This is a genomic window from Streptomyces sennicomposti (genome assembly GCF_019890635.1).
Classification (GTDB): domain Bacteria; phylum Actinomycetota; class Actinomycetes; order Streptomycetales; family Streptomycetaceae; genus Streptomyces; species Streptomyces sennicomposti.
The window spans coordinates 30,247-44,904 of sequence record NZ_JAIOAB010000026.1 but is presented as its reverse complement, the minus strand read 5'-3'; the positions used below and the strand labels follow the sequence as shown (position 1 = coordinate 44,904).

General features: G+C 74.1%; 12 protein-coding genes. 5 read left to right on the top strand and 7 right to left on the bottom strand.

Features of this window, described 5'->3' with window-relative positions:
- Positions 1-84: 84 nt before the first annotated feature.
- Both K7787_RS16730 and K7787_RS16725 read right to left on the bottom strand, forming a co-directional pair.
- A complete protein-coding gene (locus tag K7787_RS16730) occupies positions 85-1,314 on the bottom strand; it encodes a helix-turn-helix domain-containing protein (RefSeq protein ID WP_223001893.1) in 1,230 nt (409 codons plus the stop codon).
- Positions 1,304-1,618: a putative quinol monooxygenase gene (locus tag K7787_RS16725; protein ID WP_169439375.1), complete on the bottom strand. Its 315-nt coding sequence runs from the start codon at positions 1,616-1,618 to the stop codon at positions 1,304-1,306. The genes K7787_RS16730 and K7787_RS16725 overlap by 11 nt, the downstream gene beginning before the upstream one ends.
- 203 nt (positions 1,619-1,821) lie before the next feature.
- Between K7787_RS16725 and K7787_RS16720 the strand changes: the two genes are divergently transcribed.
- Both K7787_RS16720 and K7787_RS16715 read left to right on the top strand, forming a co-directional pair.
- On the top strand, positions 1,822-2,271 hold the full coding sequence (locus K7787_RS16720; protein WP_223001892.1) for an ATP-binding protein: 450 nt from the start codon (positions 1,822-1,824) through the stop codon (positions 2,269-2,271).
- Positions 2,268-2,669, top strand: coding sequence for a hypothetical protein (locus tag K7787_RS16715; RefSeq protein ID WP_308036373.1), 402 nt, complete (start codon positions 2,268-2,270; stop codon positions 2,667-2,669). The genes K7787_RS16720 and K7787_RS16715 overlap by 4 nt, the downstream gene beginning before the upstream one ends.
- On the opposite strand, the gene K7787_RS16710 is transcribed toward K7787_RS16715, so the two are convergent.
- Together K7787_RS16710 and K7787_RS16705 are read right to left on the bottom strand one after the other, a co-directional pair.
- On the bottom strand, positions 2,663-3,430 hold the full coding sequence (locus K7787_RS16710) for a hypothetical protein (protein ID WP_223001891.1): 768 nt from the start codon (positions 3,428-3,430) through the stop codon (positions 2,663-2,665). The two genes, K7787_RS16715 and K7787_RS16710, sit on opposite strands and share 7 nt — an antisense overlap.
- A 57-nt stretch (positions 3,431-3,487) precedes the next feature.
- On the bottom strand, positions 3,488-4,021 hold the full coding sequence (locus tag K7787_RS16705) for an HAD domain-containing protein (protein ID WP_223001890.1): 534 nt from the start codon (positions 4,019-4,021) through the stop codon (positions 3,488-3,490).
- Positions 4,022-4,201: 180 nt separating this feature from the next.
- Between K7787_RS16705 and ettA the strand changes: the two genes are divergently transcribed.
- Genes ettA through K7787_RS16690 form a run of 3 tightly spaced genes read left to right on the top strand, consistent with a single transcriptional unit; the run spans position 4,202 to position 6,990 of the window.
- Entirely contained in the window at positions 4,202-5,866 is a 1,665-nt protein-coding gene (gene ettA / locus K7787_RS16700) for an energy-dependent translational throttle protein EttA (RefSeq protein ID WP_009188661.1), read from the top strand.
- Positions 5,867-5,875: 9 nt separating this feature from the next.
- A complete protein-coding gene (locus K7787_RS16695; RefSeq protein ID WP_009188660.1) occupies positions 5,876-6,292 on the top strand; it encodes an acyl-CoA thioesterase in 417 nt (138 codons plus the stop codon).
- A complete protein-coding gene (locus K7787_RS16690) occupies positions 6,289-6,990 on the top strand; it encodes a DUF8185 domain-containing protein (RefSeq protein WP_009188659.1) in 702 nt (233 codons plus the stop codon). The genes K7787_RS16695 and K7787_RS16690 overlap by 4 nt, the downstream gene beginning before the upstream one ends.
- A gap of 206 nt (positions 6,991-7,196) precedes the next feature.
- On the opposite strand, the gene K7787_RS16685 is transcribed toward K7787_RS16690, so the two are convergent.
- From K7787_RS16685 to K7787_RS16675, 3 genes are all read right to left on the bottom strand, one after another.
- Positions 7,197-8,156, bottom strand: a complete 960-nt coding sequence (locus tag K7787_RS16685; RefSeq protein WP_009188658.1) for an ABC transporter ATP-binding protein — start codon at positions 8,154-8,156, stop codon at positions 7,197-7,199.
- Positions 8,157-8,439: 283 nt separating this feature from the next.
- On the bottom strand, positions 8,440-11,214 hold the full coding sequence (locus tag K7787_RS16680) for an FtsX-like permease family protein (RefSeq protein ID WP_223001889.1): 2,775 nt from the start codon (positions 11,212-11,214) through the stop codon (positions 8,440-8,442).
- Entirely contained in the window at positions 11,215-14,502 is a 3,288-nt protein-coding gene (locus K7787_RS16675; RefSeq protein WP_223001888.1) for an FtsX-like permease family protein, read from the bottom strand. It lies immediately after the preceding gene.
- Between the last annotated feature and the right edge of the window lie 156 nt (positions 14,503-14,658).

The window sequence follows — 14,658 nt, the reverse complement described above, 5'->3', positions numbered from 1 at the left end:
GCGCGGCGCCGGGCTTGTTCCGCTGACACCGGCGCCGGGCGCGGAGGACCGCCACCTCGGCCTGCCGACACGAGGGACGCTCGCTCAGATATCGGCCCCTGCTCCCGGCCAGACAGCCTCTCCGGCCAGCACTCGCAGCTCCTCGGACCGTTCCGGGTCCATGACCAGCAGATCCGCGGCCAGTTGCTTGACCACGGGAAGAGCACCCGTGAGCTGCGGAGCCAGCTCTCGGGCCGTCAGCAGAGCGGACACGGCCTCGGTCACCTGCCGACGCTGGGCGTACGCCCTGGCGAGGTCGATCCGGAAACGGGCTTGCCGCTCCGCGGAGAGCCCCGAGACCTCGACGCCCTGAGCAGCTCGGAGGGCGATCCCGGCGTCTCCGAGATCTACCGCTACGGACACCTCGTGCAGGGAGACGTTGGCCGGGCCGAACTCGGTGTTGTAGTCGTTGCGTCCGGCACCGACGTGTTCGGCCAGTTCACGGGCCTGGCGAAGGTATGCGTACGCATCCTCGGCCAGATTGAGCCGTGCGGCGGCGACGGCTCGTTGCAGAGTCAACGCACCGCGTAGAGCAGCAGCTTCGACCCGCCCGGATCCCTGCATGGGCTCAAGCGCATCGGCCGCGCTCCCGGAGACGATGGCCGCCTGCTCGAAGTGCCGGGCGCCGAGGAAGAGAACCGACAGCCGGAACTCACAGGCCGCCATCAGCAACGGATCGCCGGCCCGGTCGGCGGCAGCGACGGCGCGGTCGACAGCGACCCAGGCGACATCGGACTCTCCCATGTTGGCGAGTGCGGCACCGCACGCCTGGTACATGACGGCGAGCAACCGGAAAGACTCGGCCCGATCCGTCTCCACGGTTGACCGTGCGGCGGACTCCAGACGAGGAACCAGCCCTTCCGACAAGTCGGCGAGACCCGAGAAATCACCCTGGTGGGTGAGGGACCAGGCCCGCTCGACCTCCGCGCGAAGGGCCGGTACTTCGGCCGGGGAGTCTTCTTGGGCGAGGAACGCCTTGAGTGAATGCGCAGAGCTGAGGACGAGGCGCAGGCGTTGAGCCACGGCGGGAGCGCCGTCGGTCACCACAGCCATGATGGGCGCCTCCGCCGCCAACTCGCTCACCGGAACGCCCAGTACGTCAGCGATCTTCTCCAGCACGGTCATCCGGTCGATGCGGCGCACGCCGCGCTCCACCTGTGACAGCCATGCCTCGGAACGGTCCAGCAGGGCGGCGAACTCCTTCTGAGACAGCCCCCGGCGCTTGCGATGGAGAGCGATCTTCCGCCCGAGTGACCGCTGATAGTCACTGCTCAACTTGCACTCCCTTGCCCGACACGAAGTCCAGGCGATCGACCTCTGTGGCGGAAAGGTACTGCTCCCGCTCGGCGAGGAAGAGACGCACGTAGTCCTTCGACTCGTGCTCCTCGAAGGCGTCTTCGTCCCGGTAGAGCTCGTAGAACACGCGCTCCAAGGGGCGACCGTCAACGCGGTGTACGGCGTAGATCACCGTTCCGGGTTCATGCGCACGAATGTGCTCACCAGTGCGCGCCACGAGGTCGTCGAACGCCGCCGCCGCAGCGGCGTCCTTGCAGGTGAAACGCACCATCAGTCCGAACATGCGCGGTCCTTCCTCCGTCGGTGACCCAAGTCGGCATCGCCCTCAGGCTGACGCTATGCGCCATGGAGCTCGTATGAAAAGTACGGATCCGCTCCCCTGGTATCCGTACTCTGAGTACGGTGCCAGTACAAATCCTACGGGTCATTCTCTCGACGTCGGCCCGTAGATCGAGTTGCCCCGTGCAAAGAGGCAGGTCATCGCTCATGGAGGACGCCATGCCGACCCATCGACGCAGCTTTCCCGGCGATCCCCGAGAACTCCGTGCCGCGCGCACGTGGACGCGCATGGTGCTGGACGGCCACCCCCGCGCTGAAGACGCAGCGCTGATCGTCACTGAACTCGGCACCAACGCTGTGATGCACACGGCCAGTGGCGGTTCCGGCGGCAGCTTCGGCGTGGCGCTCACCGTTTCCGAGCCGGCAGTGACTGTCGCCGTGACCGACTCCGGAAGCTGTGTGACCACTCCCGAGGTCCAGTGCCCGGCCTCCGACTCCACTCACGGCCGCGGCCTCGCCATGGTCACGGCTCTCGCCGACAGCGTCACGGTCCAGGGCGGCGCCGAGGGGCGCACCGTCACCGCAGAACTACTCACCCAGGTACGCCCTGGGTCTCCGACCCCGTGCTCTGCGCGCCCCGGAGACCGCCGGCCGTGACCAAGACACTCCGACGCGGCTACTGGTGCGAGTGCTGGACCGAACCTGTGAGGAGTGGAACGAAGAGCCCGACGCTCGTGGCATCCTTCGACGCCTACTCGGCAGCCGAGGCCGACCGATGGGTCGCGGTGGCGCTCCGCACCATCTCACCGGCCCTCGACGTGGACGCCTCCGACGAGGCATGGACGTGGCTCTACGACAACCGCATCGACACTCGCCGAGCCTTACTGCGCCGAGAACCCTGCACAGTGACGATCACCCACGCCACCACCCGGATCACGTGGACAATCCGTCCGGTTCTCTTCGTGCCACTCGCACATCGCTCCACCCATGCCGTCCTCATGCAGGCAAGGGGCGTGCGGCTGTGGGAGTCGTCGCGCCCGTGGGGCCCTCAGTAGCGGTGGCCGGGCCAGTGCGGGTCTGTCCAGCGGTCCTCGTCGGTGAGTCCGAGCAGGCGTATGCGGTGGCGCAGGTCCGCCGGTGCGCCCGACGCGCGGAGCCGGGGCGCGGCGTGGTCGAGGAGCCAGGCGACCAGTTCGGCGCGTATCTCCTCCTCGTCGTGCTCGTACCAGTGGACGGTCCACGGCAGGCTTTCGCCCAGGAGGTCGTACTCCCATTCCGCGACCGTCTCGGCGAGACGCCGGTCGCTGAGGTGCCCGGTCCGCCTCTCCCAGTCGGCGAGCCACGGGCCGACCGTCCCGGACGCCTCGGCACACATCACGAAGACCTGGTGCGCCGGAACGGCCGCGTCGGGATCGGTGAGGCTCTGCGCCCACCACGCGTGCAGGAACTCGCGTACCGGACCGGCGTGTTCCGCGGGCCACTGCTGCCAGCGGCCCCGGGCGAGGCAGTATCCGGCCTCCTCCAGGCCGAACAGGGGTTCCGCGAGGTCGGCGACCAGGGCTCTGGCGAACTGCGGCAGGATGCGGCGCAGTACGGCCGCGTGATCGGTCCAGTCGACGGCCTGCCAGGTCCGGCGCAGCAGGTCCGGTTCCAGTTCCACGTCCGGCGTCTTGAGAAGGGCGAGGTCGTCCGGGCTGCCCCAGTGGCATACGCAGTTGTCCTCGTCCGGATGTGCCGTCATGCCCCGGAAAGTGACGGAGAGATCGGTCAGAGCGGCACTGAGACGGCGGTCTGCGGGATGGTCGGTGAGCGGCATGAGGCACCGGGCCTTCGAGGACTCCGTACGGGCTTGCGCCGTCCGAAGATCGTCACCTTACCCGGCGGCTCGGTGCGCCGTGACCGCCTCGAGCCACTCGGTGAGTACGCGGAAGTCGGCGTCTTCCAGGCCTACGGCCGGGTCCACGCGGTGGAGCAGCGACGGGCCGGGGTGGGCGGCGTCGACCCACAGGCGGTCCATGGCGGTGATCTCGTCGTCGACCCAGATGAACGGGCGGCCGTCGGCCCACTCGACGAGGCATCGGGTCTTCCAGTGCAGGCCGTGCGGGCCCTCGTCGGCGGGGGAGGCCGGCCACTCCACCACGGGCAGCCTCGGCAGTCCGATGCGCGGGGAGACGACCTCGTTCGCCTCCTCCGTCCAGGTCGTCGCCCACACCAGATCGCAGCCCAGGGCCGTGAGGCGTGCGCCGAGCCCGGGATCGAGCCGCGTCAGCAGCGGATTCCCGTGACCGGGGGACGGAGGGGAAGGCGCGGTCACGGTCTGCGGGTGATCGGACGGCGGCGATCCGAACGGGATGAGCGGGCCGTCCACGTCGAGGAAGAGGAGGGGGCGCCCCGGCACGCTGGTCACGGAGGGCACGATAGTCCGGCGGGGCGGGGTGAGCGGCAGGGGCGGTCGGGTGGCCGGTGGCGTTCGGGAAACCGCAGGTCAGGGTTCCCGGGCCCGACGCGTTTCCGCCCAGGGGTGGCCGTACGGCAAGATGGGGTGTATCTGCCCACTGCCAGATTTCAAGTTGCCGGACGGTTTCTCTTGGCTGAGTTCATTTACACCATGCGCAAGGCGCGCAAAGCGCACGGCGACAAGGTGATCCTCGACGACGTCACCCTGAACTTCCTGCCGGGTGCCAAGATCGGCGTCGTCGGTCCGAACGGTGCCGGCAAGTCGACCGTGCTCAAGATCATGGCGGGGCTCGAGCAGCCCTCCAACGGCGACGCGTTCCTCTCGCCCGGCTACACCGTCGGCATCCTCCTCCAGGAGCCCCCGCTCAACGAGGAGAAGACGGTCCTGGAGAACGTCCAGGAGGGCGTCGCCGAGATCAAGGGCAAGCTCGACCGGTTCAACGAGATCGCCGAGCAGATGGCGACCGACTACTCGGACGCGCTGCTGGAGGAGATGGGCAAGCTCCAGGAGGAGCTGGACCACGCCAACGCCTGGGACCTCGACGCCCAGCTGGAGCAGGCCATGGACGCCCTGGGCTGCCCGCCCGGCGACTGGCCCGTCACCACCCTCTCCGGCGGTGAGCGCCGCCGCGTCGCGCTGTGCAAGCTGCTGCTGGAGCAGCCCGACCTGCTGCTCCTGGACGAGCCCACCAACCACCTCGACGCCGAGTCGGTGAACTGGCTGGAGCAGCACCTCGCCAAGTACGAGGGCACCGTCGTGGCCGTCACCCACGACCGGTACTTCCTGGACAACGTCGCCGGCTGGATCTGCGAGGTCGACCGCGGCCGCCTGCACGGCTACGAGGGCAACTACTCCAAGTACCTGGAGACCAAGGCCGCCCGCCTCAAGGTCGAGGGCCAGAAGGACGCCAAGCGCCAGAAGCGGCTCAAGGAAGAGCTGGACTGGGTGCGGTCCAACGCCAAGGGCCGCCAGGCCAAGTCCAAGGCCCGTCTCGCCCGGTACGAGGAGATGGCCGCCGAGGCCGACAAGATGCGGAAGCTGGACTTCGAGGAGATCCAGATCCCGCCGGGCCCGCGCCTGGGCAACGTCGTCGTCGAGGTCAAGGACCTGCACAAGAGCTTCGGCGAGAAGGTCCTCGTCGACGGCCTGTCCTTCACCCTCCCGCGCAACGGCATCGTCGGCGTCATCGGCCCCAACGGCGCCGGCAAGACCACCCTGTTCAAGATGATCCAGGGCCTGGAGACCCCGGACAGCGGCGAGATCAAGGTCGGCGAGACCGTCAAGATCTCCTACGTCGACCAGGGCCGCTCCAACATCGACCCCAAGAAGACGCTGTGGGAGGTCGTCTCCGACGGCCTCGACTACATCAACGTCGGCCAGGTCGAGATGCCCAGCCGCGCCTACGTCTCCGCCTTCGGCTTCAAGGGCCCCGACCAGCAGAAGCCGGCCGGCATCCTCTCCGGCGGCGAGCGCAACCGCCTCAACCTCGCGCTCACCCTCAAGCAGGGCGGCAACCTGCTGCTCCTCGACGAGCCCACCAACGACCTCGACGTCGAGACCCTCAGCAGCCTGGAGAACGCGCTGCTGGAGTTCCCCGGCTGCGCCGTCGTCGTCTCCCACGACCGGTGGTTCCTCGACCGGGTGGCGACGCACATCCTCGCCTACGAGGGCGACTCGAAGTGGTTCTGGTTCGAGGGCAACTTCGAGTCGTACGAGAAGAACAAGATCGAGCGGCTCGGTCCGGACGCCGCCCGTCCGCACCGCGCCACCTACAAGAAGCTGACCCGGGGCTGATCGAAGCAGATGCGCCACATCTACCGCTGCCCGCTGCGCTGGGCGGACATGGACGCGTACGGCCACGTCAACAACGTGGTGTTCCTCCGCTATCTGGAGGAGGCCCGTATCGACTTCCTGTTCCGCCCGGACAAGGAGTTCAAGCAGGGGTCCGTGGTGGCGCGTCACGAGATCGACTACAAGCGTCAGCTGGTCCACCGGCACGCCCCGGTGGACATCGAGCTGTGGGTGACGGAGATCAAGGCGGCCTCCTTCACCCTCGGCTACGAGGTCAAGGACGGTGACACGGTCTACGTACGGGCCTCCACCGTCATCGTCCCCTTCGACTTCGAGGCGCAGCGTCCGCGCCGGATCACCGCGGAGGAGCGCGAGTTCCTCCAGGAGTACCGGGACGACGAGGACGAGGAGGAGGCCGTCGCCGCATGACGGTCCTCCACCTCGCCGACGACACGGAAGCGGCGGACCTCGCCGCCTTCCTCTCCCGGCTGCTCCACTACGACCGGGCCGCCGCCGTACGCCTCCAGGCGGCGGGCACGGCGCTCGCCGTGTTCGGGCGGCCGGCGTCGTTCGAGGTGCTGGCCGTGCGGGCGGTCCGCCTCGCCAAGCCCTTCGAGGACGGTCTCGACGTCACCCTCGACGTGACCGTCTCGGCCGGTGACCTGCTGGAGTCCGTGGACGAGGCGGCCGCCACGGCCGCCGTCCCGGCCGCGGTGACCGGGCCGCCCTGGACCGGCGTCCTGCCCCCGCGCGGCGGCTGGCGCGCCGAGCCGGGACTGCCCCCGGCCGGCGCGCTGCGCTCGGTGCTGTCCGCCGCCGTCGCCGAGTTCCGCTCCCGCACCGAGGAACTGCCGCCCGAGCGGCACACCCGCGCCGAGCTGGACGCCATCGGGCGGGAGATCTGGTCCCGCACGGTCGGCCGCACCCGGCTGCCGGTACGGGCCGTGCACGCCGCGCAGTCCCTCGGCTTCCTGCGCTCCCGGCCCCCGGCGGCCGGCCCCGCGGCGGGCGACGAGGAGGGGCTCGCGCTGTTCTCCTCCGGCGCCTGGCTGCGGCTGCGCACACCGTACGGCTCCATCGCCGTACGCCGCTCCGGCCTCGGCACCCTGGACGTCAGCGTCCGCTGAGGCCGCGGGGCCGTCGCCCCGTCGTGCCGCTGGATGTCAGGGTCCGCTGTGCCGCTGGATGTCAGGGGCCGCCGAAGCCACCGGCTCCTGGGCCTCTGGGCCGCTGGTTCGCCGATCCCGGCTCGCCAGTCCCCGGCCCAGGGCCTCGGTCGCACCAATCCGCCGGTTCGCCGACCCCGGGTTCGTCGGTCCGCTGAGGCCGCCGGTCAGGTGTGTTCGCTGTCGTCCGGGCGGACCGCGATGTGGTCCGGTTCCAGTTCCAGGGCGACCCGGTCGCGCATGCCGAGGGCGCGGGTGTACTCGGCGGGCAGCTGGAGGCGGCCGGCGCGGTCCAGCATCGCGTACTCGCGGCTCACCACCAGCTCGTCGCCCGTCGCCTCGTCCACCTCGCTGCGGCGCAGCACCTCCGTGGAGGTGCGGCCGTCGCGGATCGCGACCGTGCGGCGGACCTCGGTGGCCACCGCCTGGTCGTGGGTGACGATCACGATCGTCGTGCCCAGGCGCTCGTTCGCGGTGCGGAAGGCGGCGAAGATCTGCTCGCCGGTGTGGGAGTCCAGCTCACCGGTCGGCTCGTCGGCGAGCAGCACGGCCGGGTTGTTGGCGAGGGCCACCGCGATCGCCACCCGCTGCTGCTGGCCGCCGGACATCTCGTGCGGGCGCCGGTCGCGGCAGTCGGCGACCTCCAGCAGCTCCAGCAGCTCCAGCGCGCGTTCCGCCTTCGCGCGGCGGGTGCGGGCGCGGCCGCCGGCCAGTTGCATGGGCAGGGCGACGTTCTGCGCGGAGGTCAGATACGGCAAGAGGTTGCGGGAGGTCTGCTGCCAGACGAAGCCGACCACCTCGCGGCGGTAGCGCAGGCGGTCCTTCGCGGTCATGGCGAGCAGATCGTGGTCGGCTACCCGGGCCGCGCCCGCCGTGGGCGTGTCCAGGCCGGCGAGGATGTTCATCAGGGTGGACTTGCCGCTGCCGGAGGCGCCGACCAGCGCCAGCAGCTCGCCCCGGCGCACCAGCAGGTCGAGGCCCTGGAGGGCCTGCACCTCCACGCCGTCGGCGGTGAAGATGCGGACCAGGCGGTCGCAGCTGATCAGCGCGTCATGGCCGTAGGCGGGCTGGGTGCGGTCCGCGGTGGCCCGCCGGGCCAGGTCGGCGAGAGTGGGGTTCGTCGTCATCGGGCGGCTCCTGCGGTTCCTACGGCTCCTGCGGTTCCTGCCGTCCCTACGGCTGCGGTTCCTGCGGTCCCGGCACGGCGGCCGGAGCGGATACGGCGGTCAGGGGCGCCGGGGCGGATACGGCGGTCCTGGCAGCCAGGGCGGGTACGGCAGTGATGGATGCCAGGGCACGTGGGGCGGCGGCGCTCATGGATGCCAGGGCGCGTACAGCGGCGGTCGTGGCTCCCGAGTCGGTGGCGGCCCCGTAGCTCACGCGGGCCCCCCGCCCGAAGCGTGCCCGCCCTCATCGCGCGTCCCCCGCCCGCAGCTCCCGTACCGAACCCCTGCGGCCCGTCCACCAGGCCTGGGCGACGGCGACGCCCACCGCCAGGAGCAGGACCGCGGTCGCGGGCAGTGCCAGGGAGAGCGGGTCGGTGCGCAGGGCGGCCCCGCCCGCGGAGGCGGCCGAGGCGGGCAGCGCCACGGCGGTCAGGTCGATGCCGGGGGAGAGCAGCCGGATGGTCGCCCACCCGGTCAGCGCGCCGCCCGCCGCGGCCAGCAGCGCCTGCGGCAGGGACTCCAGGACGAGCAGGCGGCGGCCCTGGGCGCGGGTGAGGCCCATGGTGCGCAGCCGGGCCAGCAGCGCGGCCCGCTCGGGGGCGGCCCGCAGCAGGGCGAGGAGCAGGGCGAGGACGGCGTAGCCGACGCCGGCCGCCACCGCCGCGAGGTAGACGCGTTCGGCGCCGGACTGGAGGGGCGAGTCGACGTACCGGGCCCGTTCGGCGGACCGCAGCCGCACGGACGCCGAGGCGCCGGCCGCCCGGCGCAGGGCCGCCGCGTCCAGGTGGTCGCCGGTCACCAGCAGCGTGGTCGTGCTCGCCTTCCCGCCGTTCAGCCCGGCCCGGTCCACGACCAGGAAGTCGGTGCCGGGCACGGCGGGCGTCCGGTCGCGGACGGCGACGATCCGCACGGTGACCGTCGGGCCGTCGGCCGGCTGGACCGTGAAGGGCGCGGTGCCGCGTGCGGCGGCGACGGACGGGGAGGCCAGCGCGGGCAGCGGGGCGGCGTGGTCGGCCGGCTGCCGCAGTCGTCCCGCGGGGAAGGCGCCGAGCCCGGTGCGGGCGGCCAGCGCCGCGTAGTCGGCGGGGGCGACGCCCGCCAGCGTCACCGGGGTGAGGCTCGAGCCGGCCTTGGCCCGGTAGTCGACGCCCGCCTCGGTCACCGTCCGCACCCCGGGCGTCCGGCGGAGCTGCCCGGCCAGGGCGGCGGGCAGCTCGCCCGCGCCCTGGACGCGGGCGTCGGCGCCCACGGCGCTCAGGGCCGTGCGGTCGCGGGCCTCGGCCACGCCGGTCAGCACGGACCCGCCGAAGGCGGCCGTGGTCAGCGCGGTCAGCAGTGCGAGCAGCGGCAGCACCGCCGAGACGGAGGTACGGCCCGCGCGGGCCAGCGACAGATGGCCCACCGCTCCGCGCAGCCGGGCCGCCGGGCGCATCAGCCAGCGCAGCGGCAGCGGGTACAGCCGCACCAGCAGCAGTGCCGCGATCACCCCGATCAGCACCGGCGCGAGGGACACCAGCTGATCGCCGGAGGCACCCGGCGAGTCCGTGGCGCCCGTCGTCCCCGAAGTCCCCGAGCCGTCGGCGACGCCGCGCCGCCGCAGGGCCTCCACCGCGCCCGCGGCGATCACCAGCAGCGTCAGCTCGGCGACCGTACGGCGCCTGGAGGGCCGTACCGAGGCGGCGTCCTCGCGCGGGGCGTGCAGCCGGACCGTGCGGTGGGCGAGGACGGCGCGCAGGGGCAGCGCGGCGCAGGCCACCGCCGTGACCGCAGCCGCGGCCACCACCGGCCGCAGGACGCGGCCGCCGGGCACGGCGAGCAGGGCTGCGCCGAGGCCGAGCGCCCCGGCGGGCACGGCGACGACCGCCGTCTCCGCCAGCAGCCGTCCGGCCAGCCCGCGCAGGGAGGCGCCGCGGGCGCGCAGCAGGGCGAGTTCGGCGCGGCGGCGGTCGGCGGCGAGGCCGCCGGCCATCAGCAGCACGACGACGGCGACGGTCGCGCCGCCGACCGCGGCGACCGACACCAGCGGGCCGACGCCCGAGCGCAGCCGGTCGTAGGAGCCGAGGACGTCGTCGAGGCCGGTGCTCGCCTGCGTCGCCGGATCGGTGACGGCGCGGGCCCGGCCGAGCGCGGGACCCGACTCCAGGGAGGCGACGGCGGACGTCAGCGGCTTCAGGTCGTGGGCGTGCAGGGCGCGGGCGTCGGGCGCCAGCTGCCAGTACCGCACCGGCCAGACGTCGGTGCCGAGCAGGGCCGGGGCCGCCTCGGGCGCGAGCAGCAGCGCGCCGAGCCAGTACTTGGGCGGGTCGGGGTCGGGCGAGGGCACCTGGATCAGGGCCGGGGTGCGCAGCAGCGGCGTGGCGGACCAGTAGGCGCCGGCGGGGTCGCGCGGGGCGAGCAGTCCGGTGACGCGGACGGTGAGCGCGGGGCCGGACTCGGCGGTGGGCACGTGGACGACCGAGCCCACCCGGATGTGCAGGCTCCTGGCGGTCGCCTCGGAGACGGCGGCCTCCACCGTGCCGGTGCGGGCCGTGACCGCGCCGTCGGCCTTCGGGAGCCGGCCGGCGCGCACCGTGGAGTGCTCGGCGAGCCCGCTCTGCGCGTAGAGGGACACCTTCGCGGGCAGCCCACTGGGCCGGGGGATCCAGGGGTCGAAGACGGCGAGGCTGCCGCCGGACCTCACGCCGTACGCGGACTGGCCCCGGTCCACGGTCAGCGGGCCGGGGACGGCGTCGAGGATCTGCGTGTACTGGCGGCCCAGCGCGGGGGGCCGCAGCGCCTGTTCCTGTTCCCGCGCCGGGAGCTGGATGTCGGGGGTGGGGGCCTCCACGGAGACGCTGCTGCGGCCCTGGCCGGCCTGCGCGACGGCCCGGCGCAGCCCCGCGTCCTCGTAGCGGTCCAGGGCGCGCGGCAGCGCGGCGGCCAGACAGGCGGTCAGCGCGACCAGGACGGCCAGGGCGGTCGCGGCGCCCGGCGCGGTGCGCAGCCGGACGCGGACCCAGGAGGCGACGACGGCGTGCACTCACTCACCTCCGCGGTCTCGAAGGGACACCGCCGGGTCGGCCCGGCGCACGGTCAGCACCGCCGTGACGAGCAGCGGCCCGGCGGCGACCCCGGCCAGCAGCAGCGCCACCGGGGCGAGCGGCAGGTCCACCAGCACCTCCGGCACCGGTTTGGCGGCCTGCCCGGTCAGCACGATCAGCGGGATCACCGCCCGGGCCAGCACGCTGCCGAGGGCGACGCCGGCCGCCAGCGCCACGGCCACCAGCACGCCCTGCTCGGCGGCGAGCATCCGGGCCAACTGGCGGCGCGGGGCGCCGAGCGCGCGCAGGACGGCGAACTCGGCGTCCCGCTCGCGCAGCGCCCCGGCGGCGTTCACCGCGAAGCCGAGGGCGGCCAGCAGGGCGGCGACCACGGCGGCGGCGGTGAACGCGGCGTTCGGTCCGGCGCCGAACGGGTCGTCGCGCAGTTGTTCGGCGATCTCGTCGCGCACCAGCACCTGCCCGGCGTCGACGTCGGGCAGCGCGCGCAGCGCCGCGGCCACGTCGCCCGCCCGGTGCGCGTCGGTGTCCAGCCACCACTCGGTGGGGGCGACGCCGACGCCGTAACGGGTCTGGAGGAACCGGTTCGCGGCGCGCAGGTCCAGCAGCAGCGCGCCGCCGTCGTGCGCGGCGTCCACCGAGTCGCCCGGGGCCGCGCCCTGCGCGGTGGTCGGCAGGGCGCGTACGGAGGCGACGATCCGCACCGGCACGTTCTGGCCGGCGAACACCGCGTCCACGCGCTGTCCCGGCCGGGCGCCGGCGGCGGTCAGGAAGGCGTCGGTGGCCACGGCGGCGACCTCCGGCTGCGCGGGCTGGACGGCCCGCACCCGCACGTTCACCGAGTCGGTCGCGCCTGTCGGGCCGGTCTGCTCGTGCGGCGTGTAGCCGGTGCCGTAGGCCACGGTCAGCGGGGCGGCCGAGGTCGCCTCGGGGCGGGTCGGGACGGCGCGGGCGTCGGCGGCGCCGGCCGAGTCGCCGCCCGCCGAGGCCGCCGTCCAGCGAGCCGGCAGCGTCAGCCGCCGTACCGTGCCGCCGGTGGCGGTCTCGACGGCGGACACGGTCAGCAGGTGCCGCGCGGGCCGGTCGACGGGCTGGGAGAGGTCCAGGTCGAGGCCGGTGACGGTGAGCTGCCGCGAGCCGGCGGGCAGGTCCGCGCCGAGGGCGTGCGGGCGGCCGTCGGCGGCCAGCGAACCGACGGGCAGGCGGTACGGCACCCCGTCCGCGTCCTCGACGGTGACGGCGACCTCGGCCGGGCCGCTCGCCGCGCCCGAGGAGCGCAGGGCCGCCGTCAGCCGCAGCCGGGCGGCGCCGGCGGGGACCTTCGCCCCCGCCGCCGCGCCCTTCGGCGTGAGCTTCGTCAGCAGCGGGCGGACCGGCTCGGCGGCCAGGTCGCCGCGCAGCAGCACCGAACCGGCGGCGTGCGCGGTGTCCAGCGCGAGGATGGTGGCGCTGCGGCCGCCGGACAGGGCGAGCGTGGTGCGGGCGGCGGGCGCGGCAGACCGTACGTGGTCCAGGGCCGCGTACCGGTCGGTGCGGCCGAGTTCGCCGTCCCCGGCGGCCAGCACCCGTACCGGCGCGCCCGCCAGGAAGTCGGCCTGGTCGTCCTGCGAACGGTGCTGGGAGGCGCCCTGCCCGATCGCCAGCATGCCGAGCGCGACGGCGAGCACCAGCAGCAGCACCGCGCCCGCGCCGCGGTTCGGGCGGCGGCTGAGCTGCCAGCCCGCCAGCGCGGTGGCCAGCCCCCGGCCGCCGGCGGCGCGGCGCTCGGCCAGCCGGGCCGCCGGGGGCAGCAGGCGCAGGGTGAGCACGGTGCCGGCCAGCAGGATCAGCGCGGGCGCGGTGACCAGCAGCGGATCGATGCCGAGCGTCCCGGACTTGTCGCCGCCGACCGCGCCGGACGGCTGCCGCTCCAATTGCCAGTACGCCACGGCGGCCACCGCCAGCAGGCCCACGTCCGCGCCCGCCCGCAGCGGCGCGGGCAGGGCGCGCGCCCGGCGGACGACCGTGAACGACGAGGTCAGCGCGGGCAGGGTCACCGCCAGCGCGCAGCCCAGCGCCACGGCGGCCGCCACCGGCCACACCCCCGGGCCTCCGGTCGCCGGCACGTCCGGGTGCAGCCCGATCCGGGCCAGGGCGCCCTGCCCGGCCAGCAGCCGCGTCAGCGGTCCGGCCAGCAGCGGCGCGCACAGCACGGCGGGCACGGCGAGCAGCAGCGCCTCGGCGGCGGCGAGGCCCGCGATCCGGGCGCGGGAGCCGCCGCGCGCCCGCAGCAGCCGGGTCTCGGCGGCGCGTTCGCTGCTCAGCAGCCGGGCCACCAGCAGCAGCGCGTACCCGGCGAGCAGGGTCAGCTGGAGCGCGGCGACCAGCAGCGTGGAGCGGGCCACCAGCAGGGAGCGCTCGATCCGGTCGAGGGTGGCGGGCAGCGCGGTCGTCACCTCGGGGGCGCCGTCCGCCGCGGTGGTCTTGCGCAGGCCGGCGGCGGCGTCGCCGACCGCGTCGCGCAGCGCGCCGATCCGGCCGGTGGTCAGCGTGGCGAAGTCCGCCGAGACCTGCCAGCCGGTCGGTCCCGCGCTCACCCGGTCACCGGCCAGGACGCCGGGGCCGGCCAGCAGCGGGCCGTACATCGTGAACCCGGCCTTGCGGACGCCGCGCCCGCCCAGGTCGTCCAGCCGCCAGTACGGCGCGTCGGCGTGGGCGGGCCGGTACAGGCCGGTGATCCGTACGGTGACCTTCGGGCCGCCGAGGCGGTCGGCGAGGGTGAGCCGGGCGCCGGGCTTCAGACCGAGGCGCCGGGCGGCGGCCTCGGGGAGCGCGGCCTCCAGATCGCCGCCGGAAGTCGCCGCGGGCAGCCGTCCGGTGACCAGCCGGACCTGGCCGGGGTCGAGGGCGGCGAAGTAGGTGAGGTCCGGGTCGCCGGAGCGTTCGGCGGCGGGCTGCAGCGAGCGGGGGAGGGCGTAGGGGCCGGAACGGGCCAGGGAGCGCACGGTGGCCGGCAGTCCGGCGAAGGCCTCGCGGGCCTCGGCGCGCACGGCGGCGTCGACGGCCGGGCGGCCGTCCGGGGACACCTCGCTCCGCACCACCAGGGTCGCGTCGGCGGCGGTACGGGGGTCGCGCAGCGAGTGCCGCAGCGCGGCGTCGCCGATCGCGCCGGAGTACGCGGCGAACGTCGCCAGCACCGCCGTGGTCAGCAGGACGGTGAGCAGCGCGGCGGCCAGGAGCAGCCGGTGCGCGCGTGCGCGTGACAGGACGAACCCCGTGAACCCCGCCACCCGGCTCCCCCCGTGTCGTCCGGACCTCCGGGTGATGTTGTCAGAGTGAACGGCCGCCTAGAAAGCGCTTCTTTACCGAACTTGACCGGATCGTGACCGAAATCCGGCGCGAGGTGACCGGAATGCGGGACTCAGCTCTCGGCCACGCGGGGCTGC

Bases quoted from the DNA above. Each gene is read 5' to 3' on its own strand.
- K7787_RS16725 (WP_169439375.1), bottom strand. From the start codon at position 1,618: ATGTTCGGACTGATGGTGCGTTTCACCTGCAAGGACGCCGCTGCGGCG.
- K7787_RS16720 (WP_223001892.1), top strand. From the start codon at position 1,822: ATGGAGGACGCCATGCCGACCCATCGACGCAGCTTTCCCGGCGATCCC.
- K7787_RS16710 (WP_223001891.1), bottom strand. From the start codon at position 3,430: ATGCCGCTCACCGACCATCCCGCAGACCGCCGTCTCAGTGCCGCTCTG.
- K7787_RS16695 (WP_009188660.1), top strand. From the start codon at position 5,876: ATGCGCCACATCTACCGCTGCCCGCTGCGCTGGGCGGACATGGACGCG.
- K7787_RS16690 (WP_009188659.1), top strand. From the start codon at position 6,289: ATGACGGTCCTCCACCTCGCCGACGACACGGAAGCGGCGGACCTCGCC.
- K7787_RS16685 (WP_009188658.1), bottom strand. From the start codon at position 8,156: ATGACGACGAACCCCACTCTCGCCGACCTGGCCCGGCGGGCCACCGCG.